18 protein-coding genes are annotated in these 24,810 nt (G+C 59.3%); 14 read left to right on the top strand and 4 right to left on the bottom strand.

All coding sequences use genetic code 11. From position 1 onward, the window contains the following. Positions 1-85: 85 nt before the first annotated feature. The 4 genes from M3I53_RS08895 to tssK form a co-directional block, all read right to left on the bottom strand. The gene (locus tag M3I53_RS08895) at positions 86-1,513 is read right to left on the bottom strand and encodes a cytosine permease (RefSeq protein WP_254315574.1); all 1,428 of its coding nucleotides are present in this window, start codon (positions 1,511-1,513) and stop codon (positions 86-88) included. A 127-nt stretch (positions 1,514-1,640) separates the two neighbouring features. Continuing rightward, entirely contained in the window at positions 1,641-3,257 is a 1,617-nt protein-coding gene (locus tag M3I53_RS08890; protein ID WP_375542484.1) for a phospholipase D family protein, read from the bottom strand. Between the two features lie 290 nt (positions 3,258-3,547). After that, the gene (locus M3I53_RS08885; RefSeq protein ID WP_254315573.1) at positions 3,548-4,213 is read right to left on the bottom strand and encodes a DotU family type IV/VI secretion system protein; all 666 of its coding nucleotides are present in this window, start codon (positions 4,211-4,213) and stop codon (positions 3,548-3,550) included. Next, complete coding sequence (gene tssK / locus M3I53_RS08880; RefSeq protein ID WP_254315572.1) at positions 4,210-5,571, bottom strand: type VI secretion system baseplate subunit TssK; 1,362 nt, start codon at positions 5,569-5,571, stop codon at positions 4,210-4,212. Before tssK ends, M3I53_RS08885 begins: the two co-directional genes overlap by 4 nt. Before the next feature lie 647 nt (positions 5,572-6,218). Between tssK and M3I53_RS08875 the strand changes: the two genes are divergently transcribed. The 14 genes from M3I53_RS08875 to tssJ all read left to right on the top strand — a co-directional run bounded on the left by M3I53_RS08875 (position 6,219) and on the right by tssJ (position 24,707). Then, the gene (locus M3I53_RS08875; protein ID WP_254315571.1) at positions 6,219-8,585 is read left to right on the top strand and encodes a type VI secretion system Vgr family protein; all 2,367 of its coding nucleotides are present in this window, start codon (positions 6,219-6,221) and stop codon (positions 8,583-8,585) included. Positions 8,586-8,594: 9 nt separating this feature from the next. Next, complete coding sequence (locus M3I53_RS08870) at positions 8,595-9,494, top strand: DUF4123 domain-containing protein (protein ID WP_254315570.1); 900 nt, start codon at positions 8,595-8,597, stop codon at positions 9,492-9,494. Positions 9,495-10,027: 533 nt separating this feature from the next. Next, on the top strand, positions 10,028-10,447 hold the full coding sequence (locus M3I53_RS08865; protein WP_254315569.1) for a DUF3304 domain-containing protein: 420 nt from the start codon (positions 10,028-10,030) through the stop codon (positions 10,445-10,447). Positions 10,448-10,468: 21 nt separating this feature from the next. Continuing rightward, complete coding sequence (locus M3I53_RS08860; protein ID WP_254315568.1) at positions 10,469-12,190, top strand: DUF2235 domain-containing protein; 1,722 nt, start codon at positions 10,469-10,471, stop codon at positions 12,188-12,190. Positions 12,191-12,216: 26 nt separating this feature from the next. Further along, on the top strand, positions 12,217-12,468 hold the full coding sequence (locus M3I53_RS08855) for a PAAR domain-containing protein (RefSeq protein ID WP_254315567.1): 252 nt from the start codon (positions 12,217-12,219) through the stop codon (positions 12,466-12,468). Positions 12,469-12,551: 83 nt separating this feature from the next. Then, a complete protein-coding gene (locus M3I53_RS08850) occupies positions 12,552-13,709 on the top strand; it encodes a hypothetical protein (protein WP_254315566.1) in 1,158 nt (385 codons plus the stop codon). Next, the gene (locus M3I53_RS08845; protein ID WP_254315565.1) at positions 13,706-17,269 is read left to right on the top strand and encodes an ImcF-related family protein; all 3,564 of its coding nucleotides are present in this window, start codon (positions 13,706-13,708) and stop codon (positions 17,267-17,269) included. Before M3I53_RS08850 ends, M3I53_RS08845 begins: the two co-directional genes overlap by 4 nt. 14 nt (positions 17,270-17,283) lie before the next feature. Next, positions 17,284-18,873 (top strand): type VI secretion system protein TssA, encoded by a 1,590-nt coding sequence (gene tssA / locus M3I53_RS08840; protein WP_254315564.1) that lies wholly within the window; start codon positions 17,284-17,286, stop codon positions 18,871-18,873. A gap of 62 nt (positions 18,874-18,935) precedes the next feature. Continuing rightward, complete coding sequence (tssF, locus tag M3I53_RS08835; protein WP_254315563.1) at positions 18,936-20,675, top strand: type VI secretion system baseplate subunit TssF; 1,740 nt, start codon at positions 18,936-18,938, stop codon at positions 20,673-20,675. Then, positions 20,672-21,754 (top strand): type VI secretion system baseplate subunit TssG, encoded by a 1,083-nt coding sequence (tssG, locus tag M3I53_RS08830; RefSeq protein ID WP_254315562.1) that lies wholly within the window; start codon positions 20,672-20,674, stop codon positions 21,752-21,754. The genes tssF and tssG overlap by 4 nt, the downstream gene beginning before the upstream one ends. A gap of 20 nt (positions 21,755-21,774) precedes the next feature. Continuing rightward, positions 21,775-22,218, top strand: a complete 444-nt coding sequence (locus tag M3I53_RS08825) for a DUF3304 domain-containing protein (RefSeq protein ID WP_254315561.1) — start codon at positions 21,775-21,777, stop codon at positions 22,216-22,218. Positions 22,219-22,241: 23 nt separating this feature from the next. Further along, positions 22,242-23,354 (top strand): phospholipase effector Tle1 domain-containing protein, encoded by a 1,113-nt coding sequence (locus M3I53_RS08820; RefSeq protein ID WP_254315560.1) that lies wholly within the window; start codon positions 22,242-22,244, stop codon positions 23,352-23,354. A gap of 5 nt (positions 23,355-23,359) precedes the next feature. Beyond that, complete coding sequence (locus M3I53_RS08815; protein ID WP_254315559.1) at positions 23,360-24,094, top strand: hypothetical protein; 735 nt, start codon at positions 23,360-23,362, stop codon at positions 24,092-24,094. 79 nt (positions 24,095-24,173) lie between these two features. After that, positions 24,174-24,707: a type VI secretion system lipoprotein TssJ gene (gene tssJ, locus M3I53_RS08810; RefSeq protein WP_309249492.1), complete on the top strand. Its 534-nt coding sequence runs from the start codon at positions 24,174-24,176 to the stop codon at positions 24,705-24,707. The last annotated feature ends 103 nt before the right edge of the window (positions 24,708-24,810 follow it).

Here is a 24,810-nt window from a genome sequence, read left to right as displayed (position 1 = left end):
GAGGAATGAAACGAACGCGCGGGTGGTGAGACCCGCGCGAATGGAACTGTGTTGCTCAGGGAAGCGGCGCGCTGCGCCGCGCGGTTCAATCCTGCTCGACCGGCAGGATCAGGCGTTCCGGAATGACCGGCGGCGTGAGGAGTATGGCGACGTAGTAGAGCACGCCCGGCACGATCAGGCCGAGAATCCACGAGATGTCCGTGCCGCCGAGTGCGTCGACGAAGGGGCCCGTATAGAAGCTCGTCGAGATGAACGGCATTTGCACCAGCACGCCGAGCACGTAGATGCCGATGGCCTTGGCGTTCCAGCGGCCGTAACGGCCATCGGGGTTCGAGAGCGCCGGCACGTCGTAGCGCGAGCGCGTGAAGCAGTAGAAGTCCACCAGGTTGATTGCGCTCCACGGCGTGAAGAACGCGAGTAGAAACAGGATGAACGCCGTGAATTCCTTGAGGAACGAATGGCGGCCCGCGAGCGCGACGAGCGTCGAAATGCCCACCATGCCGATGATGTAGACGAAACGGTGGCGCGTGGAGATCGCGCGCTTCGCGCGAAACGCGCTCACGATCGTCGCCATCGACATGAAGCTGCCGTAGGCGTTGAGCGTCGTGACGGTGAGCTTGCCGAAGGCGATGCTGAAGTAGAGCATCGCGGCGACCGCGCCGCTCGCGCCGAGGCTCACGATATACGCCACCTCATGGTGCGCGAACGCGTGGCCTGCGAGCGCGGCCGCAAACACGCCGAACACCATCGCTGCCTGCGCGCCGACCACCGAGCCGAGCCCGACGGCGAGGAACGTGCGCACGGGCGAAGTCGAGCGCGGCAAGTAGCGCGAATAGTCGGCAACATAGGGGCCGAATGCGATCTGCCAGGAAGCCGAAAGCGACATCGAAAGCAGGAAGCTGGCGATCGAAAAATGGCGATTGGCCAGTAGTGCGCCGACATCGTGGTGCGTAAAGAGCTGCGCGAACATGAACACGAACGCGAGTACGCCGATCACGCTGGCAATGCGCCCGACGAAGTGAATCGAGCGATAGCCGAGCAGCGTCAGCACGACGATCAGCGCCGCGAAGAGACAGATGCCCGCCGTATCGGAAACGTCGAGCAGTTGCGCCGTGGCCTGGCCGGCAAGCACCGTGCCGCTCGCCGAAAAGCCCACATACATGATGCAGACGAGCACGATGGGAATGACCGCGCCGTAGACGCCGAACTGCACGCGGCTGGAGATCATCTGCGGCAGGCCGAGCTGAGGGCCTTGCGCGCCGTGCAGCGCCATGACCGTGCCGCCGATGAGTTGTCCCGCCAACAGCGCGATGAGCGACCAGAAGACGTCCCCGCCAAGCACGACAGCTAGCGCGCCGGTAATGATCGCGGTGACCTGCAGGTTCGCGGAAAGCCAGAGCGTGAACTGGCTGAACAGGCTGCCGTGGCGCTCCGCGTCGGGGATGTAATCGATCGAACGCGTTTCCAGGATCTTGCGGCCATCGGTTTCGAGGTTGGCGACGGATTCAGGCATGGCCACGGACGGCTCCGAACATTAGGGTGAGTACTGGGCGCCCGCGAGCCGCGGACGATGGGAATGTCCGCATGATGTTGTATAGACAACCTCGGAGAAATTGGGGATAACCCTTCCGATGGGTGGCTTACAAAAGCCACTCGATAGGCAGGATGGAGAAGAACCAGACGCTCAGGCGCTGGTTCCATGTGGTGTTCGGCTCCGTGTCGTAGCGGATGACCGTGTCATCGGAAAGGCGCGTCCAGTAGAGCTTGCCGTTCTCGTCGAGGTGCGCCTGATAGGCGAGTTGCGGCACGCGCGTCCAGAACGCTTTTTCGATCTGGGTGGCGAGCACGGGGCTGTCGATCACGAGCCCCAGTTCGGTGTTGAGATTGGCCGAGCGCGGGTCGAAATTCACCGAGCCGACGAAGACGCGCTCCGCATCGACGGCGAAGGTTTTGGCGTGCAGGCTGGAGCCCGTGCTGCCGAACGGACCACTGCCTGCGCCTTTGCCCGCCGCTTTGTCCGTAGCCTTGCTCGTGCCCGCCGCGCGCTGCAACTCGAACAGCTCCACGCCGCCTTTGAGTAGCGCCACGCGACGCCGCGCGTAGCCGGAATGGACGGCGGAAACATCCGTGGCTTCGAGCGAGTTCGTCAGCACGCGCACGGTCACGCCCTGGGCGGCGAGCTGGGTGAAGTATTGCGTGCCCACCTCGCCCGGCACGAAATAAGGCGAAACCAGATCGAGTTCACGGTGCGGATCGCCGACGATCTCGTGGAGCTGGCTCAGGATGAGCGTCTCCTTGGGCGCCGTGCCGAGCGCTTTCGCCGGGTCGTCGCTGACCAGCAGCGTCTTCGCCCATTCGAGCGGCAGCGTGCCGTCCAGCAGGCGGCGCACGTCGGTGGTCTTGCGCAGCGATTCGATGTATTCCTGCGCGGCCGGATCGGTGCGCGCGGCAAGCGCCGCACGATCGAGCGTGGCGAGTGCGTCGGGCGCCGTGTACGGCAGGATTTGCGACGCGGGGAATGACGAAGCGCTGGCCCAGTAGCGGTCGAAGTCGTTCGCGACATCGGTGGCGGCGGGCCCGATGGCGAGCACATCGAGGTCGGCGAACACGACGCCGTCGGTCGCACCGAAATACTCGTCGCCGATATTGCGGCCGCCAAGGATGGTCGCCACGCCGTCAGCCGTGAGCGACTTGTTGTGCATGCGCCGGTTCAGCCGCGAGAAGTCGGTGATAAAGCCGATGGCTTTGGGCTTGCGGGTGACGAACGGGTTGAACAGCCGGACCTCGATGTTCGGATGCCCATTGAGCGCCGCAAGCGTGGGGTCGAGCGAGGACGGAATGCCGTTGTCGTCGAGCAGCAGGCGCACGCGCACGCCGCGGTCGGCGGCTTCGCGCAGTTCTTCGAGCAGCAGCGTACCCGTGAGATCGTTGCGCCAGATGTAGTACTGGACGTCCAGCGTACGCTGGGCGTTGCGCACGAGCGCCACGCGCGAGGCGAACGCGTCGAGCGGGTTCGCGAGCGGGTCGATGCCGGTGGAGTCGGGATGGGTGGCGAGTTCGGCCGCTACGGCTTTGCCAAGTTGAGTCGATCGCGCTTCGGCTGACGTGAGCGCCGTCGTTTGCGTGCGCTCGCCGATAGGAGGTAACTGCTGACACGCGGCAAGACCTGTGGCGAGCGCGATTGCGCACAGCGGCAACGCCATGGCGCGCAGTTTTCGCAACCCGTTTGCAGCCAGCGCGATGAGCGATCTTTGCATGGAGCGTCCGCTTTTCCGTGTCGATCCCGCTTCTAGGCGCGAAGCGCGGGGCTTCGCGAGTGAGCGTGCAACGACGTTAGCTTACGCGATTGGCGTGGCGGGCACCACGACGGGCGTACAGCCAAGGAGCGAACGCGTGGGTGGCGAGGCTGCGGTGACAAAGTTGGTTATCAGTACCGCCTGGATAAATCGTTGATCAGACGGCGATTCACCTCGCCGTTTTGCAGGCGTTCCAGTGCGAGGCGCGTCCGGAGCACGAGTTTCGCCGCATCCTCACAACGCATTGGGCATCAGGTCTTCGCCGACAGCAAATGGGAGGCCTGCAGATCGAGACCTTGCCCGATGAGCACGAAAACGATGGCGGCGCCCGCACACACGAGTCCGGCGATCGCCCACGGCGAGAGCCGATAGAACCAGTCGAAGCGATGCGTACCTGTTGCGTCAACGACCAGCCCCGATTCTTCCCCGGGAGTCAGCTTCCCGAGCTGCTCATTGAGCGCGCGGATGATTGCCGCACGCTGGGCGGCACCCTCGCGGGCATACCGTCCCTGGAAACCCAGTCCCAGTACGGTTGCGTAACACTCGAGCAGGTCCACGTTCGGCGGGGCTGCGCGCATGCGTGCCGCGAGCTGGCTGTACACCTGTTCGCCTGCATCATGTTCGCCGTACCGTTCCACCTGCAACGGCGTCGCCTCCCAGAGCGGACGACTTTCAGCTGGCAGATGCGCAAGCACGGTTTCGTCGAGCAGGCCGCACTGCATGTAGAGAGCATCGCGGGCGACGTCAACCGGCACCTTGCGTGCTTCCATGGCCGAGGCAAAGTCGTCGGTCAGCCTGCGACACTGTACACGCAGGTCCTCAACGTCATCCGTCGTGCCACCTTGCGCGAGCTGCGAGATTTCGAGCGCCGTGTTGCGAAGCAGGGCGCAAAGCGGAAGCGGGCGGCCGGATGTCATTTGTCGCCCTGCGAAGTCAGCACGGCATAGAGCTCCAGCGACGCCTCGGGAACGGACGCCGGCAGATAGATCTGGCAGGTGCGCGCGGCGAGCATCCGTGTGAACACGGGATCCTTCGCGTCGAGCGCGAAATACTGGTTCTCAAGCCGGACAGGAATGGCCGCGGGTACACGCTGTACCGAACGAAGCGGCACGCCGGGCAGTGCAGCGTTGACGATATGGGTAACCTCGTCGGGTGCGCCAATCTTGCACAGTCGCGGGAGCAATTCGACCAGATCGAAAGCCGGCATCGCTGCGTTGACCGACAGATACCAGTCGGCGCCTTCGAGCAGCCGATCGTCGTGGATCTGGCCACTCCAGTACGTCGTCGCTTTCTTCAGCAGGCCGATCGGTACCACGCGCGACGGAATGACGGCGTCGAGCAGTTCGCGGATCAGCGTTTCCAGCTTCGAGAAAACCTCGTCCTGGCGAGCATGTTCGTATGCTGGAATCTCGGCCAGGTTCGCCCGCGTCGAGAAAGTCATCAGCGCGCCGGTGAGTTGCGCCAGGACGTGATAAAGCCGCTCGGGCGGCTGGTAAGGGTGGCTCGCGAGAAAGCGCAGTTCGGGCCACTGCGTATTCAGGCAGTGAAGGAGCCAGAAGAGCGAAACGTCTGCTACACCGAATTCGGCGACGTCGTCGATGCGCTCGCTGCGTCGTGCAGCCAGTGCAATGCTCTTCGCCTGGAGAATATCGGCAATGCGGGATACCCGCTCCTCGTGGCGCGGATGACCAGAGAGCGCAAGGCACGGCGGCACCCAGTCATGATCAACGTCGAATACCCCACGCTGGCCGCGCACAAGACGGAAAATCGGGCAGACGACGTAGTCAGCATGCGATTCGAAATCGAACAGCAGCTGGAGCGCATGGCGCTCGACGGCAAGCTCCGCGTCAACCGTGCCGTGCAGATCAGGCACCTCTGCGTACTCGCGGAAATACCGTCGCGGTCGGGAGACTGTCTCCCCGTCTGCACGGCAGTTGTTCCCCACTGCGTCGAGTAGCGGGAGCCCAACGAAGACAATCACGCTTTGCACGTCAGACCCAACATCGCGAGCAAGATCCCGCGCCGGCGGCAGTACGTCAGCAATTGATGTATCGATGGGCGTGCCATCAGCGAAGCGCATCTTGAGAGTAGTGAGTTTCACGCGTCCGTTGAGCAAAAGCTCCTCGTCCGGCGCGGCTTCCAGTACGCCCCATGGCTCCGCTATTGCGAGCGGGACGAACTGTTGCTGGGCGAACTCCCACCAACGGCCCTGCTGCTGGAAATGATGCGGTGAGAGCACAATGCCCTCTTGCCACAGCGGTTTGAATGTCCGCATATTGTGATTGTGATCAATAAGGTTTACTGAACATCGGGTGCCGGATTTTAACCACAATACATTGCACATCGTCCAGTAAACAATGCATAACGACCACTCAACACGTTTCAATCAAGAAGATCAGTGAAATTCGCACGCAATAACGTCGCTAACAAGGGGGTGTCAATGCGACGCGTCTGATTTTCACATTTATTCACAATCTCAAAAATCCTCATGCGTAATTCGGTTTGACTAAAGGCGGTTTACCCGCTTTAATTCCACACCGACACGATGGTGAAAACACCGTTCACTCCCACAATGACGGCATGCACCTAAATAGGATTCCTACCTGACTAATAACGCACTCGCTGCAAACCCCGAGGCGCCTACGGTGATAGTCCGCTGATTATCACAAAGAAATTCGGCTAAGCAGAATCAACGTTTCCGTTGATCTGCACACGGGTGGCGCGCACAAAAAAGTCGAGGTACTTCTGAAACTGCTTGTGGGCCTGTCGCTGGTGTCGCAGATGCCCAAGGCCGAGAACTGAAGACCAGTCGCCGGTGCCACTCGCGCGCTGGCGACGTCTTGTCGATTTACTGCTGCCGAATACGCCGGCTGAAATTCTGGCCGGTGTATTCGGTAGCAGGTTACCCCAGGAGTGGCGAAGATGGGTGTCAACGAAGCGATCGGAGCACTGAAAAGGGATGGCCTGCAGGCCTATCATCTTGATCTGACCGGCAGCAAGAGCGCGCCAGGTTTCGACGTCGTGGAATTTGCCGGCGTCGAGGAGGCGGGTGCGCCCACTCACTTCAGGATCAAGCTGACCCACCGGGTAGCGGATCTGCCGATAGATGAGATCCTGACGAAGACGGCCGTCTTTTCCATCCGGCCGCCTACCCTGGCAGGTGTGGCGCTGCCTGCTGGCCCTAGCCGACAGTTTCAGGGCGTCATTACAGAGTTCAACCAGCTTTCCAGCAGCAGGGACGAGACAACTTACGAGGCCGTGCTCGAGTCGCGTGTTGCCCTGCTGCGAAACGTCAAACGTTGTCGTATATTCCTCGGGCAAACCGATCCCGAGATCATCGAGCAAATATTCCGCGAGTACGGGTTTGGTGCAGGCACGAGCGACTTCGAATTTACGCTTCGCCGTGAGTATCCGAAGCGCGACTTCGTGATGCAATGGAACGAGACGGACTTCCAGTTTTTTACCCGTCTCGCGCGCCGCTCCGGCATCTGGTTTGTGATTCGCCAGGGCGAATACGGCGAAGTGACGCACTTCGGCGATGACTTCACGCACTACGAGCGCAGCGATGCATTCGTTGCTCCCTTCAGGCCAGCCTCCGGTCTTGAAAGCACAGGTGCCGAGTCGGTCGAGAAGTTCGAGACCCGCACGAAGACGATCGCCCAGGCGGTTACGGTGCGCCACTACAACCACCGCAAGGCTCCGCAACCCATCGATGGGGAAGCCAACGCTGCCCCGGACGACAAAACCACGTGGGGCACGCCAGACGTCTGGGCCGCTGGACACCTGAGCAACGATCAGGCTGAGTGGGAAGCCCAGTTGCGACACGAGGCGCTGCTGTGCGAAAAGATCGTCTATACGGGCGAGGGGAACGTGCTGTGCGTCGCGCCCGGCCGTGTTTTCCGGTTCACCAACCGGGCACTGCCCGAGGCCGAGTATGGTCAGTTGATCACGCGCGTTGAACACGCTGGATCGCGCGACAAGGCCTACCACAACACCTATACAGCGATCCCGTCACACCTGATTTACCGTATGCCCCTGCTCGAGGAGACGTGGCCCAAAATCCACGGCACCATCAGCGGACGTATCACATCTCCGAACCGATACAAATATAGCTACGTCAACAAGGACGGCCACTATATGGTCTCGTTCGACTTTGATCGCGAAGAGCGTACGGGCGGGTTGACGAGTTGCTGGATGCGTATCGCGAAGTCCTTTGCTGGTCCCAAGACCACCGGAACTCATTTCCCGGCGCTGGACGGCTCCGGCGTCGAAGTCGGCTTCGAGAACGGCAATCCGGATTTTCCGTTTATCGCTCACGTGATGCACGACAGCGTGAATCCGGATGTGATTACGAGCGACGATCGCTGGATGACACGCAACGTTATTCACACGCAGTCGAATAATACCCTTCAGATGGAAGACTTTGAAGGGGAAGAGCACATCAAGCTTGCAACCGAGGGCGGTGGCAAGAGCCAGCTTAACCTTGGGAGTATCGTCAACTCGAGCCGGGACAAGCGGGGCAGCGGGGCAGAGCTGCGTAGTGACGATCACGTAGCGGTCCGGGGCGGCCAGGGCGTATTCGTCTCTGCTGACAGCCAGCCAATGGCCTCGGGCAAGCAGCTTGAGATGCGTGCGGCGGAGGATCTGCTTCAGCAGGCCATCGAGCAGATGCAGGCTGTTTCGGATGCCGCCAAAACGGCTAACGCGTATGCGGCGGACGTCGAGAAGCAGCGGGACCTGCTGAACGAAACGCTCAAGGGGCTCAAACAAGCCGGCATCCTGCTGAGTGCACCTGCTGGTATGGGCCTTGTCTCCGGCGACCATCTGCAGGTTAGCGCCTCCAAAAACCTTATCGCTACGGCCGGTGGCAACGCCGACATCGGCGTCCTGCGAAAATTGACAGTGTCTGTTGGCGACGCCATATCACTTTTCGCCCAAAAACTCGGAATCAAAATCTTCGCCTCTCAAGGCAAGGTCGAAATCCAGGCGCAGGGCGACGAAATGTCTCTGGGCTCTTTGAAAGATCTCACTGTAACAAGCACGAATGGCCGCGTGGTCATTTCTGCGTCCAAGGAAGTCTGGATCGGCTCCGGCGGGTCGTACATCAAGATTACCGGTAGCGGCATCGAGAACGTGTCGCCGGGTGACATTCTCGAGCGTTGCGCGTTCTGGGATACCGTCGAACCCGCCTCGGAAACTCTGCCTTTGCCGCAGTTCCCACGGACGACCTGCAAGAGTTGCCTCATCGATGCGATGCGCCAAGGTTCACCCGGCGTCCACACCAGCTAGGAGCGTCAAGTGTATCGCTATATTCTGTTCGACTCGAGTCAGCATATGCACTTTTCCAGTCGGCTTGACCGACTGGGGGCGCAATATGTCTCACTGTTCGATGGTCATCCGGAAGAACCATTCCGCGACATTGCTCCGCTCCTGATCGACGTGACAGTCGACTGTGACATCACACAATCTGTGCTTGACGAGACGACGCGAATCGGCATCCTGAAGCCCTGCGTGAGCACCCTAGATTCGACGAAATCTCTCGAGGAGCTCGGCGAGCATCTCCGGAAATTTCACCTGTTCGAAATGTCAAGTGGCAAATTGATGGTGATGCGCTGGTATGACACTCGCATTCTTCCGGCGTTGATGAGCGTTCTGAACCCTCAGCAGGCAGCCACTTTTACGCGCGGCATCACGGCGTGGAAGATCTATGACCGGTTCGGCGTAGTTGAGGAGCAGCAGATGCCAAATAGCAGCGGCGTGCAGTCTCTCGAACCTGTTCCGCTCACATTTGACTTGGCGCAGGAGCAAGCGCTATTCGACGCAGCGGAACCCGACCTGTTGATCTACGAGCTTCGGCGCAACATCAGGGCGGAGATAGATCGTGTACCGCGCGACATCTTGCATCCATTCATCAGCAGTCAGTTGCAGAGAGCACGGGAATATGGGCTAACGGATAGGGCTGACCAGCTTCAACTGATGATTCTCGCTCTTTCCACTTCAGGCAATTACGTTGAGTTTCCGGGCATCTCGGATCACCTGAAGGCGGGTTTTGCCAACAGTCAAGAAATTTTTCAGCAATGGATAGAGAAACTTCCAGAGGAAGCCTGGACCGCGGGACAGCCTCTTTGGGCGAGAAGCGCGAAGGTCGCAGAAGACTCCAAGGACGGGAACGCAAGCGACGCATCGCACCGACTCTAGCAACGTCAGCAAAAAAAGCCTTCGGGGTGCTTGCTTACGTTGGCGCTTCTTCGGTGGTCAGCTTCGTTGTGCTCAACGTCCTCGTTGTATTCGGTATCGATGGAGCTTACCGCCGCATATGCACGGAAGGCGATATGAGCGCGGGGATGGTTATCTTCCTCGCACTTGTGCTCGTTGCCACCGTACCGATACCGGTACTAACGGGTTGCGCAATTGCTTTTTTGAAGCCGCGGGTGACGTGGAAGCGACTGGGTTATGGCGTGGCGTCGTTATTGATATCTATCGGAGTGGTGTATGTGGCGAGCTATGCTGGGGCGGTACTCACTCATGCGCAACTGCGATCCTGTGCATCGAAGTGGACACTTGTTGTTCCGGTCGACAGGAACCGTCTTGCGACTTAGGAATTTTGAACTCCAAGACCTATGGAAATCGTAGTGCTGTGACTCGATAGGTTTGGCTGTAGTTTCGCCAACCCGGAATACGAAATCTTCGAAATTGAACTAAGGGAAATCAAAACGATGCCTTTGTTGCGAGTGACCGCCAAAATTTTCGCATTGATTCTGTTTTCTATTGCACTATCCGGTTGCCAGGCAAAAAGCGACGCGATGGGGCTAGATGTTACTGGTTATAACCACACTGATAAAGATATTGGATTCTATTCCGTTAATGGACAAGGTGGCTCCTTCGTTGCGAGGCATGGTCAAGGCGGATCTGCATGCTGTGTTTCTATTCCTGAAAAATATGTACCGGGGATGACGGTAACCGTCAGATGGGGCGGAGAGGAAATCGGAAAGGAACAGGAGAGGATGGTATCTGTTCCGCCCTATTCGGCCGATACTGCAGGTCATATCGCCGTACATTTTCTGAAGAATGGTGATATAGAGGTTTTCGTAACAATGTACTACCCGGAAAACCCTAACTATCCCCTAAAAGGCAGCGCAGCAAAGTTGTAGACCGACTACAAGGATTGCACGATGACATCAGCGGTAATTCCCGATCCAATGCCTGCAGAGGGCTACCGAAAGCTCTCACCGCAAGAAATGATGCGACGACAACGCGCGCTGACTTGTATCCGAAGCAGAGAGACGGCGCAATGCCAGGGACAGGTCTATGTAACGCTATTTTTCGATGGGACCGGCAACAATAAAGATGACAAAGAGGGAGGGAGCAAAACTCAGAAGGAGCGCTGCAAGCATAGCAACGTTGCTAGGCTGTTCGATGCTGCGATGGTCGACAATCCAAATGGTTTATTCCCCTACTACATCGCTGGCGTGGGTACCCCATTTCCAGACGTCGACGACACAGACGGTGGCAAGACGCTCGGCGCGCCTCTAGGATTAGGTTCCGGTCACATGGGGGCCGACCGAATCAATTGGGCAATAACAAGAGTCTATAACGCGGTTCATCACTACCTGACCGGATCAGATCTTTTCAGCGGCGCAAGCGCAAAGGCGATTGTCAGGAACATGAGTTCCGCCGTCGGTGCGCTTTCATTTGAAGCAGCCTACCGGAAGATGGTCCTGCAGACATGGGAAAAGAAGCTGGCGGCAGTCGCACAAAGCAGTCAGCGCAAGGTGACCCAAATCAACTTGGCTGTCTTCGGATTCTCACGTGGATCGGCTGAAGCAAGAGCGTTTGCCAACTGGTTCACCGACATCGTTAAGCAGAATGATGGTGGGTTTGAGCTGGCTGGTATGTCTGTACGTTTCTATTTTCTTGGAATCTTTGACACCGTTGCTTCAGTTGGAGCGCCAAATCTCGTTTCGGGTTGGGATGGTCATATGGCGTGGGCCGATGGGGTGATGGCCATCCCGGCTACCGTCGAACAATGCGTTCACTATGTAGCACTTCACGAGCAACGCGCATGTTTTCCGGCGGAGGCGGCGAGCAACGTCAAACAGATAGTTTACCCCGGCATGCATTCCGACGTGGGTGGTGGATACTTGCCAACGGAACAGGGAGAACTTGCTCAATGTTCGCAGATTCCTTTGAATGACATGCACGTCGAGGCGATACGTGCTGGCGTGCCATTAATGTCGATCGATGAGATCAATTCGCATGGTGACCTGAAGACGGCTTTCCATATTCCTAAGGAACTCACGGCTGCGTATAACCAATTCTGGACGGCCTGCGGTCTTGCGTCAGGCGGAAGACTTCGCGATATCGTACGCCAACACACCCACCAATATGTCCAATGGCGGGGCGGGATGCTTGTAGCTGGAAAGGGGCTGTCAACGCGCCGCTTCTTCAGGGATTCTAACGACGTAGACCGTGGGCAGTTGCGCAAAGCGGAGGATGATCTGGAGGGCCAGGTTAAGAGACTACGCTTGCAAATTGATGCGGAGAATATTCCGCAGAGTCGGATTGATAATACTGGACTCGTTGGCTTGTACGGTGGTACCCCGAAGGTAAAGCCAGTCGATGCGGTGACGCGCAGTTTGCTCGCGGAACTCGACAAGCATGCGACCTTGCCTCAGGCCGTAAGTGACTTTTTTGACGACTATGTCCACGATTCTCGGGCTGGCTTTACTTCTATTCCGATTTCCAAGCTGGAACCATCGGACATTACTGGCGGCTACCTTAGATACAGAAATATTTACCAGAACGAGCGTCTCGCGGCCAATGTGGCGTCAGTTCCGCAGCAGTCTGGGTCTGTTGTCGATTCGGACTCCGACGCTCAGACGATGGTGGCCTGATCACTTTGCGAGGCAATTTCGTTGCTATGAAAAATTTCATACGACTTGGAGATAGCACTGATCATGGCGGGAAAGTGATCACTGCGTCAAAGAAGGTACGCATGCGCGGTCGATTCGTGGCGAGAAAGGGCGATGAAGTCACATGCCCGAAGCATCCTGATGTCCGTCCCAATCTGATAACGGAAGGGGATATCAAGGCAAACGACAATGGAATCCCACTTACGAGGGATGGCCATCACGCGATGTGCGGCTGTCGTCTGATATCTAGTTTGGGCTGAAGATGCCGGTTGAGCTTCCCCCATCGCGCGACGACCAGACGCCGCCGGCACCACCCAATGTATTTATTTGGGGAGGTGTCGGTGTGCTGCTCGCCGCGCTAGGAATGGCATTGTCGATTGCGACGTGGTCCCATGGGAAGTCGACTTCAGATCCGTGGTTTTGGGTCCGGACGTTTGTTCTTCCTTTGATGTCTGCCGGCTTCGTTTTTGGCCTCAGGTGGCTATTCTACGGGCAGCAAGTTTCGTTGCATGAGGCGGACGAGGAAACGGATGCAGCAGATCGAGCGAAGGCGATCAGGTTCGGCCAAGAGCCGCTTGCGGTTCTAGGACTGGCTTACCTGACGGCTATGGGAAGCGGGAACGTCGGCGCACGTATCGCGGGTTGCGAGCGGGCACTCCGATCGCAACAATCGCCGACAACAGGGATAACACTGCGGCGCACTCACCTCGATATTCTTGATGGTACGGATGGCTTCGCACGGTTTCAGTTGTGTCTATTCGAAGTAATGCGAGGTGTTCACAGTGTGATCCAGCGGGTGCCGTCAAATATGCTGCTCGACGTGTATCTGCAGGTACCTGAGACTTTGAGTGGTGAAGAAGTCCAGGAGGCCTGGCGGGCGTGCACAAAGGCAATCGGGATCACTTTGGCGGAGCCGCTTCGCCTCACGAAGGAAGACGGATTGATGGCCATCGACGAATGGCTCGATATTCACGGCGGCCCTTCGCTGGAGAGGTTCGCACTTTTCATTGCAGTGCAAGCCTCTGGTGACGCTTCGCCAAACGATTCAGAAGCCGCTGTTGCGGTGCTGATGGCGTGGTCACCACTTGCTGAGCGTATGCATCTGGATGTGATCGCGAAGCTGCACAGACCAGTGGACGTGCAGGAAGAGCTGACAGTCGACGAAGTGTCTAAGAGCCTGCTTTGGGGGAACACTGAGGCGAGGGAAGTTCTTGATATGTGGCAAGCGGGTCTCTCCGAGGGGGACGATGACGTTCTGTCAAAAGCGGCGTCTGATCTTGAACTTGCGTTGGTGGAAGCAGATGAGCCGACAGGGTTCCACGACATAGATGCGGCGTTGGGGAACACCGGTGAAGCTGCAAGTTGGCTCGCTATTGCACTCGCAGCAGAACAGGCGAGCGAGGCCGGAACGCCGCAGCTTGTCTGCACCCGACAGGGCACTATTCGCATGGCTATGGTTCGACCGGCGGAGCAAACAAATCAAGCGGAACAGACTGGATGAAGAACAAGAAGGTATTGGGGTACTGGATCGTCGTTGGAACAATGACAATCGGGCTGGCTGCGACCGCCCTGTTTAAGGGTGACTCGATCAATTCATCGCCGACGGTTCGTGTGCTTGCTGTACTGCTTGCTGGTGCAGTTTTACTCCTGATTCAAAGTGCACTTGCATGGGCCTGGAGACTGTTTGCCAAGCTCGCACCGACGAGGAACGCGGACCGATATTCTCGCGATGCGGCTGCTCGCTTGGTGTCGACGGAAAATGGGGATTGGGAGCTGGAACTCGAACAGGAGTTGCGTACCCGCTATGGCTGGCGCTGGCGTTATTTTTTGCCGTGGGTGCTCGTTTCAGGTGATGACCGGCTCGTCACGAACCAGTTGCCGGTCCTTGCCAGAAAGCAGTGGTGTTCGACCAATGATGTTGTTCTTTTATGGGCACCGCGAAACAAGAGTGGTTTGCCCGACGAAGCTTGGCTACTCAAGCTGCGCAAACTTCGCGGACGCAGGCCTGTCGACGCCATTGCGTTCGTCATCGACGGCAGGAACGATCCGTCTGCGTTGGCGCGCCGTACGGCATCGCTTGGATCATTATTTTTTGGCATCTCCCGCATGCTGCGCTTTTCAGCACCCGTATACCTGGTCGCGGATTCAGGTATCAAGGCGCTGGACAAAGAAGCGCTCGACCCGATCGGTTGCATCCTTCCAAGGAAACATGACGGCACCACTGCAGACGCTCTACGGACGCTGAGCGAAAAACTGGCTGTTGCCGGGACCAGGCGCCTTGCCGAAGACCGGCGACTCCGCTACCTCGCCGGACTGTCAGTTCAGATTGAACACCGTCGAAAGGCGCTAACCGATTTCATTGAGGCGTTGTCGACTTCAATCCGATGTTCACTGAACATTCGCGGTTTGTGGTTTTTGCCCGCGGCTGCAGGGCAAGTGACTGCAGATCCAGAGGCACATCGGTTGCCCAGCCTCTGGAGTGAAATCGGCAAGCGCAGTATCAAAATCGGTGGCCGCCGCACAGGCTGGCACCCTAGCTCTATATGCGCCTCCGTGATCACCGTTCTCGGCTGCGTCTGGATTGCCGGCATGTTCGCCTCTGGCGCATCCAATACGCGTGAACTCATCTATGCGAACCAGCTGGCTCGACAACAGGCGTCGGCGCCCGATCGCCGCTCAGGGCTGCACGCACTACTCGATGTCCAGCACGACATCGAGCGCTTCGAATATCGCGCGTCGACTGGCGCGCCGTGGTATTCGCGCTTCGGCCTGAACCGCGACAAGGCGATTCTTGCGGGGCTTTGGCAGGCCTACACCCCTGCAAGTCGACGTCTCCTCGTCTCACCAACGCAGCAGGGACTCGAATCCTCGTTGGGAAATGTGGCCGCCATGCGTACGGATGTTTCGGACGAGGCAACGAGCGAGCAGGCGCTCGCCGGGCACAAGACCCTTCGCACCTACCTGATGCTGGCAGAACCGAAGCGCGCCGACGCGAAGGTGATGGAGCCCGAGCTGACGTGGAGCTGGATCACGAACGCCAGCCTGACCGTTGGCGAACGACAGGACTTGGCTCATCAGTTTTTCCTGTTCTTTGCACAGCATCTCCCGGCACACCCTGAATGGGCGATCCAGCCCCGCACTGATCTCGTGAACAACACGCGACAGGTGCTGCTCGCGCTGATCGGCACGAGCAACTCGACGGATACGATCTATCACTCGATTATTGATGCGGCGACCGGGAAGTACGGCGATCAGACGCTGGCCACGCTGCTGGCCGGGACCGATGCGCGCGGGCTATTCCGCACGGGCGCCATAGCGCCGGGCGTCTACACACGGCAGGCATGGGATGGCCAGATTTCGCAAGCCATCGACGATGCTGCCCAACGCCAGAACGTGACGACCGACTGGGTGTTGAACGCATCTGCAATTACACAGCCAGCGCAGTCGGTCGATGAGCTTCGCAATGCGCTGCGCGACATGTATTTCGACGCATACGGCAGACAGTGGCAGGCGTTCGCCAATTCGATCCAGTGGGTAAGCGCGCCCACGTTGCCCGCGATCGCCGAACAACTGCGGCTGTTCGCTGATTCTCGCCAGTCCCCCATGATCGCGCTGATGAAGGCACTTGAGTATCAGGGACGCGCGGGGGAGAACATCGCGTCGCTGTCTGACACCCTTGTCGCAAAGGCCCAGAACTTGATCGGCAACCATGCATATGCGGGTGCCGTCGAAGGCGCAGCGCGGGCCGTCATCCCGGCTGCGCCCCTGGACGCCGCCTTCGGGCCGCTCCTGCGTCTCGTGAGCGCAGCCCAGCCGCAGGGGAAAGCTGTTGACTCGAACATCAGCCTGCAGCGCTACCTCGACGCCATTACGACGCTGCGACTGAAGATCGAGGCCATGACCAACAGCGGCAGCATGGATGATCAGGCGAAGCGGCTCGCACAGGCGCAGTTCCAAGGCAAGAGTTCCGAACTGTCGGACACCCGCATCTATGCCAGCCTCGTTGCAGCGAGCCTCGGTGAGCAGTGGTCCGGGCTGGGGGATTCGCTTTTCCTGCGTCCTGTCGACCAGGCGATGCAGGCGGTCATGCAACCAGCTCAGGAGAGCCTGAACGACGCATGGCGCCAAAGCATTGTCGAGCCGTGGGCGCGCGCCTTCCAGGGCCGCTATCCGTTCGCATCAAGCGATGACGACGCATCCTTTCCGGAGCTCGTGCGGTTCCTGCGCGATCAGACCGGCCTCGTACCCGCGTTCATCAACCAGCAGCTCGCCGGTGCGCTCGAACTGCACGGTGATCACTGGGTGCCTGGCAGTGCAGGTGCGGGTCTACGGTTCGATCCGGCATTCCTGAAGGCGATCAACGTGCTGCAGGGTATTGCCTCTCACATGCTGGCCTCAGGCGCCGCACAGTACCGTTTCGATCTAATGCCGCAACCCAGCGCCGATGTAACGGAAACGCAGCTCACCGTCGATGGGCAGACGATGAAATACCTGAACTCCGCCGATCGCTGGCAAGCGTTCGTGTGGCCGGGTAACGTCCTGCTCGTGACCGGTACGCGCCTCGAGTGGCAGACCGTGCAGTCGGGACTCAACAAGGGCTATGAAAAGCAGGGCCGCTGGGCGTTCGTGCGTATGCTGGCGTCGGCCAGCGTCGAACCGCTCTCGGATACGCGATACAAGCTGACGTGGATCGCTACACCCGGACCGGTGCCCACCACCGTGGCGGCCGCAGCCGTTGCATCGAGTGCCGCCGCCGCCTCGGCGCCCACGATGGCGAGCGACCCAACGACGCTGACGACAAAGGCGCCTGAGACTGCGGTGCCGAAGAACGTGACGCACCCGCTCACCTATGTGATGCGCACCGATGCGGGCAGGGGCCCGCTGGAGTTGCTTGCCCTGCGCGGCTTCTCGATGCCTACGAGAATTTTTGCGCCGGCGGCCGCGCCGGGCGCGGGTGCGATGAAGAACGCGGGGCCGCCGCCCCTGCCCACATCGGCGGTCGCAGCCGCCCGCCGCGCAGCGATTTCACTTCCCCACGGCGCAGTGCCCGATAACGAATAGACAAACGAATGAGCATGTTCGCCAATTTCATCAAGCAGCTCTTCGGCGCGCGTAACCCGGACGATCTCGCTCGCGAGCGGTTCAGTGCGTGGGAAGCGTGGCTCAAGCCCCTGCCGTCCGCGGACGGCAAGGTAGTGGGCCGGGACCCCGGATACGACGACGCCTTCATTGCGGTCAAGGAAGAGATCGGCAAGCTTTCCGAAATCGACGACACGCTGATCGTCCAGAACTGCCAGCAAATGATCTGCGAGGTCGGCAAGGATCTGCGCCTTGCGGCCTATTACGTGTTCGCACGGGTTCGCCAGGACGGCACCGCAGGTCTTGCCGATGGACTCGAACTCATCGCAGCACTCGTCGACCGCTTTGGACACGCGCTGCTTCCGGGCCGCGACGAAGCAAAGCGCTCGGCAATCGAATGGGTCGCGACAGCACGCATACTGGAGCAGCTCGACTGCCACGGCGAGTTCGCGCCCGCGGAGCTCGAGCGGGCCATGGCGGCGCTGAACCTGCTGATCGGCAAAACCGCAGAATGGCCGGAGACGGCCCGGCCGAACCTCCAGGCGCTCGTTTCCCGTTTTGATGGCGGCGAAGACGTAGTGCGACCGGTGCCGGAAAGTTTGACGGCAATGCCGGGCGGATCGGGCTCGCTCTCCACTGGCGTCACGACTATCGCCTCGACGCGCGACGCGCTCGAGTACACCCGCGTGCTCGCGAAATGTCTGCGCGATGAGGAGCATGGCTATCTGCCGGCTGCGCGTCTCGTGCGCTGCATGCGCTGGGACACCGTTCATGAGGTGCCACCGGCCGATCCGAAGGGGCACACGCGTCTCTCACCAACACGCGCCGAGTTGCGCCAGCAGTTCAAACGCCTCGTCCTGCAGAAGCAGTGGCCAGAACTGCTCGAGCGAGTGGAAGGCGCCTATATGGAGGGCGTCAACCACCTTTGGCCGGACCTGCAGTACTACCAGCACGTGGCGCTCGACCACGCGGGGTCGCCATACACGGAATGGCGGGACATCCTCAAGACCGACTTCGCACTCTTTCTCGAGCGCATGCCAGGCATCCAGCGGCTCGCATTCAATGACGGCACGCCATTCGCCGACGATGCGACGCTCGAATGGATCGCAAGTAATGCGGTCGTGCGCAATCTTGACCAGGGGGAAGCGCTCGCCGCGTTGCCGGTGTCGACCGACGACGGAGATGGCGCTGTGGCGAACTGGCAGGAAATGGAAACACAGGCGCGCGAGCTTGCACAGTCACAAGGCATTGAAGCGGCCTTTGCGTGGATTGACGGGTTGCCCGGAATCCGCACGGATCGCCAGCGCTACCTGCAGCGCTGGGTCATGGCGCGCGTCGCAGACAACGCCAGCCGACCGGATATCTGCCTTCGCCTGCTGGTCGGACTGGACGCCGGTGGCCCACAGTTCCGGCTCGCCGGATGGGAGCCATCGCTGACATTCGAGGTCAAGCACCACCTGCTCAAGACGCTCAAGGCATCCATGAACCGCAAGGATGCCGACAAACCGGCCATCACCCGCCAGATCGAAAAGCTCGGCCATGAAATGACCGTGCTCGATCCCGCTCGGGCCATCGCCGTTCTGTAAAAAAGATACCCAGGAAAAATTGCATGGACGACGATTCCACGCTGCGCTATTACGAATCCGAGATGCGCTATCTGACCGAAGCCGGTCGGGAGTTCGCGAAAGCCAATCCGGACCGCGCACGGATGCTCAATCTCGATCGCGTGGGCGAGCGCGACCCCTACGTCGAACGACTGTTCGAGGGCTTTGCGTTTTTGGTCGGGCGCCTGCGCCAGAAACTCGATGACGAACTACCGGAGATCACCGAGGCACTGGTGAGTCTGCTCTGGCCACACTATCTGCGCACGCTCCCTTCGCTCTCCATCCTCGAGCTCGTCCCCGACTTTGGCACGCTGCAGAAGCGCGAGACGATCCCGGCAGACATCGAGGTGCGTTCCGATCCGATCGGCCCGGAAGGCACCCGCTGCACCTACCGCACGACATGGCCAGTGGACCTGCTTCCGCTGCAGCTGAGGTCGGCCAGTGCCGGCATGCGGGAAGACGGGCGTTCGACCATTCGTCTGACGTTCCAGATCGAAGCCCAGTCGCGACAGAACACGCTCAGCGTTCCGCATCTACGACTCTATCTGAACGCCGACCGGCCGGTGGCCACGGCCCTGCATCTGGCGCTGACCCGTCATGTCGACGACATCCTGTTGCGCCTTCCTTCCGTGCGCGATGGCGCACCGCGTTCGCTGCCTGACGCGTACTTCGCGACGGCTGGATTCGGGGCCGATGAGCGCTTGTGGCCAAAAGCTGATAATTCCTTTGGCGGCTATCAGCTGCTCCTCGAATATTTCAGCTTCCCCGAGAAGTTCCTTTTCATTGACCTCCACGGCATCGATCTCGCCGCGCTCGCCCCGAGCGTGACCGAGTTCGAAGTCGAGGTGGTGCTAAACAAGACCTATCCGTCCGATCTGCGTTTCTCGGAAAAGAACATCCGGTTGTTCTGCACGCCGATCATCAACCTGTTCCGCATGGACGCGGAGCCGATCCGCGTTGACCATCACGCGACGTCCTATGTCGTGCGGCCACGGTTGCGCCACGGCGAGCACGTCGAAACGTACTCCGTTGATGCGGTCGACGCGCATGATCACCTGACCGGTGACCGCGTCGATTACGTGCCGTTCTCGAGTTTCAAGCACCGAGGCGGCATGCTCCGGCACGAGGCGCCTGAGCGCTACTACCATACGCGCGTTCAGCAGGGCGTGAAGGGGCTCTACGAGACGTGCCTGGTGCTGGGCGGCCAGGCGTGGGAGAACGCCGAGGCGCTGCCGCGCGAAACGCTGTCGCTGCGCGTCACGGGCACGAACGGCATGCTTCCCCGCAAGAGCCTGCGTGAAGCCGGCATCAACGAGATGGGCAAGGGGATCTCGAACGTCACACACGTTCGCAATCTCGTGTCGCCCACGTTGCCACTGCATCCGCCGAAGGGCGACCGTTATCAATGGCGCATTCTTTCCCATCTCGCCCCGAACTACCTGTCGCAGCTCGATGCGGAAATCCTGCGCGGCACACTCGCGCTGTACGACTGGACCAACGGCGAGATGAACCGTCGACGCCTCGACGGGATCCAGAAGGTCGCCCGCAAGGGCCTGCGTAAGGTCATGCAGGGCGCGGTAGAGCGGGGCACGCAGATCGAGGTGACGCTCGACAGCCGCGCGTTTGCCGGCGAGGGCGACATGATGCTCTTCGGCGAGATGCTGCATCGCTTTTTCGAACTCTATGCTGACGTGAATCACTTCACGCAGCTCGTGGTCGTCAGCCTCCCCAACCACGAGCGCATCGAGTGGCCCGCGAGCAAGTCGGACAGGTCGCCGCTATGAGCGCGATGGATGTCATGCGGATCCGTCGGCCAAAGTTCGCGCCGTTTGTCCGCGCGCTTCTGTCTGCTGCACCGCAGATGAATGTGTTCCAGCTGCTGCGTCTGCTCGAACTGCAAACGCCCGATAAACCCGGCTTCGGTACGCAGGACACACCGGAGCATGAGCCCGTGCGCTTCCAGCCTCGTGCGAGGGTGGGGTTCCCAGGGTCCGAAGTTGCGGGCGTAACTTTCGATGAGGAAGATGAGGATGCACCGCCGTCAGTGCAGACGACTTTCCTTGGCCTCTATGGCGTGGATGCGGCCATGCCGCCGCATCTGATCGATGACATCGTGCTGCGCAAGGAAGGGTACGAGAAGGTGACTGCCTTTCTCGACATCTTCAACCATCGCATCGTCACGCTGCTCTACCGCGCCTGGCTCAAGTACCACTACCCGGTTAATTTCCGCCCGGGCGGTACTGATGAGATCTCGAAGTACCTCCTGTCTCTCGCCGGAATGGGTATTGGCGATCCGGCCGGCAAATCCGGCCTGGCACCGTCGCGGCTTCTGGCTTTGGTGGGACTCTTCATGCAGCGCACGCGCCCCGCCGAAGGGGTGAAGAGCGTCGTGAGCCACCTGCTTGATGGGGCAAGTGTCACGGTGCGCGAGTTCTACCCGCAGTGGACGCCAGCCGGGCAGCAGCAGGGGCTGACCGCGAGGCCGCGTGGCCGCCGGGCCAACGGCCCCCCCGTGAGCGGTCTCGGTGATGGCCATGTGCTGGGCTCGCGTGTGCTGGACCGCTCGCACGCAATCCTCGTAACGATCCGGCCGCTCGACACCGCGCAAGTGCACGCATTGCTACCGGGCGCGGTGGTCCATGAGGATCTGATGCGTCTGGTGGGCCTTTATCTCGGCGACAAGGCGGACGCAGTGCTGCGCATGGAGATTCCCTCATCTTCCGCGCCCATTCTTTCCCTGACAGGCGGCGCCGCGCCATCCGGCGTGCATCGGCCGCGCCTCGCCTGGACTGCATTGCTCACGCCAGCGGCCAACCAAACGGTAGCGATCAATCTCGGTCGATACAACTCGCTAAATCAATAAAGAATAAGAAGGATCCCAACATGTATCGCTTGATAAAGATCCTTGCATGTATTGAGATACTCGCATTGTCGAGTGCTCTTCTTATTCATCGCAATGCGGCTACCGATGACACGATGGGACTCGACGTCGTGGGCTACAACCATACAGATCACTCGATCGGTAGCTTCTCCGTGAATAGTGAAGCAGGGTCGTTTCTAGCCAAGCATGAACAGGGAGGCTTTGCATGCTGTGTTTCCGTGCACGCGAAATATACACCGGGTATGACAGTGACAGTGCGTTGGACGGACAACTACGACAAAAATCCCCAAAGCAGGACGGTTACTGTTCCTCCTTTCCGCCCTAAAGATACAGGAGTCTTCGCAGTGCACTTCCTACGGAGCGGCGAGATCAAGGTTTTCGTTACGGATCTTGTTCTGACAACCAATCCAGAATACCCGTTAAAGGGTGACGAAGCCAAAATGTAAATCCAATAACACGGACGCAGAATATGTCTTACACGCTCACGATCCCGGATCCTCTCCCGGCGGACGGCTATCGCAAGCTTTCCCCGCGCGAAATGACGCAGAGAGCCGCCGCAATGGATTGCGTACACAAGCAGGAGGCCGGGCATTGCCAAGGGCAAGTGTACGCCACCATTTTCTTCGACGGCACTGGTAACAACCAAGACTGGACTGAACCGAAGACGTCTGGCGATCAACGGGCTCGCAACAAGCACAGCAATGTTGCCCGGCTTTTCAATGCCGCAATTCCTGATGCGCGGACAGGATTATTTCCTTGGTACATCACCGGTGTCGGCACGCCAATGAAGGATATCGGCGACAATAATCAGAGCGGAAATACGCTTGGGATGGGTGCCGGCTACATGGGTGCGGACCGTATTAATTGGAGCATCACACGAATATTCAACTCGATACACTCGTATGCCACAGAAGGCCATGTGCTACTCACCGATGACGTAGCAAAGAAACTCGTTAATTCGATCAGTTCTAGTTCAAGCTCCGACTCGAGCGCAATTATGCAGCAAGCGCTGCCCACCTCTATTGCTGTTGGTGTGGGGGCAAAAATGGGGCAGACGCTGGCGAACATGGCTCTGGAAAATCAACGCCGCATTGCGGATTTTCGCAAATGGGAAGAAAAGCTCAGGGCAGTCCTTACAAGCGATCAGTGCAAACGCAAGGTTACCTCCGTCAACGTCGCGGTGTTCGGCTTCTCTCGAGGCTCTGCGGAAGCTCGCGCATTTACGAACTGGTTGAGTGAATTGCTCAAGCAGGATGACGGCGGGATTCACACGCTTGCAGGCGTTCCGTTGCGTATATATTTCATGGGTCTTTTCGATACCGTCGCCTCAGTAGGTGTCCCAAACATGATACCCGGTGTGAACGGCCATATGTCATGGGCCGAAGGCACACAATCCATTCCTGCAACTGTGGAAAAGTGTGTCCACTTCGTTGCACTGCACGAGCAGCGCGTGCGTGCTTTCCTCTGGAAATGGCGGACAACGTGCATCAGGTGGCATACCCTGGGATGCACTCGGATGTGGGTGGCGGATACCTTCCGACGGAACAGGGAAAATCCGGGCAGCTGTCCCAGATTCCATTAAACGACATGTACTACGAAGCGCTCAAAGCCGGGGTCCCATTGAGATCCCGGGAAGAAATCAACAGTCAAGAATTCGCCGCCCTAAAAAATCAGTTTGATATACCAACCGAATTGCTTGAAGCTTATAATTCGTACTGGAGCGATTCCAACATTAAATCGAACGCATCAGGCAAGGACGGTGTACTGGACATGATTCATCAGCACACGCGTCAGTACCTGCGGTGGCGCAAGGCATTGCCGACGAAAGTCGATCTGCAAAACCGCGACTTCTTTTCGGCGGCAACAAACCTTGACAAGAACCAGCTGCGGGAACCACAGGAGGATCTGGTCGAGCAGGTAAATGCCATTCGTACCAGCCTGCAATCTCCGCTTAAAACGGTAAGTACCGAAGCCATGCTAGGTTTGCTCTCGCCCGTCACAGCGTTAATGTATGCATGGGAACATCGTCCGACAAGCGGCGACACCCGTGAGCTCTTTTCGGCCGTTACCGAAAGTGCCGACGTCCCAAAAGGTGTGCAGGAGCTATTCAATCACTATTTGCACGACTCGCGCGCGGGATTCCGGCTTCCGACGAATATGGAGCCGCAGGACATTACCGGTGGCTACCTGCGTTATCGGAACGTGTACCGGAATAGCCACGAGCAGACAGTCGCCTCTGCGTCACAAGACAGTAGAGGGTCTCTGAACGCCGAGGTTGCGCAAGACGCACTGGCTGGAACTGGGGAAGGGGCCACCGTATGAACAGTACTCTTCGTTATCGCAAGCACGTTCGGCATCCGGACCGCTGCGACGGTCTGAACCCGTAAATCACGGAGGAACCGTGCGCATATTTCCTGTAGTGGCCACAGCGGGCCTGTGCCTCATCCTGTCTGCGTGTGGCGCGTGGCAATCCGTGTCGGACGGCACGGCGAGTGCGTACAACGCGGTGTTTCACAAGACGGTCAAGACGCTCAACGTGGACCTCAGCGCTCGGTCATCGCTGAACAGTACCTCGGGCAACCAGCCGTTCTCGGTTGCTGTGCGCATCTATCAGCTCAAGGACCGCAAGGGGTTTGACGCCGCATCGTACGACGACCTCCTGAATGATGACCGTTCGGTGCTGGCCCAGGATCTCCAGGATATGGCCAGCGTCGTCGTCGCCCCGGGAGGGGCGGTAAATGTCACGCAGCCCATGAAGCCCGATGCCGAGTACGTTGCCGTGGTGGCATTCTTCCGTGACGCGACGGGCAGTACAAGCTGGCGCCGTGTGTTCGCGAAGAAGCAACTATCACCTGATGACCCGCTGAAGCTCGAACTTGTCGGCAACGATCTCGTCGCTGCCGGTGACACGCAGAAGACGCGGCCCGCACCGTGAAAATCGCGCGCCTGTTTGTCGCGTCAGTCGCGTGGCCCCGTATTCCGGCGGCGGTCGTAAATCCGCCGGTTGCATCTGTCGCGACGAAGCCCTGCATTTCGCG

It is taken from the genome of Paraburkholderia sp. CNPSo 3272 (genome assembly GCF_024206495.1).
Taxonomy (GTDB): Bacteria; Pseudomonadota; Gammaproteobacteria; order Burkholderiales; family Burkholderiaceae; genus Paraburkholderia.
Note: the sequence above shows the minus strand (reverse complement) of the source record. Positions and strands in the feature narration are given on the sequence as shown.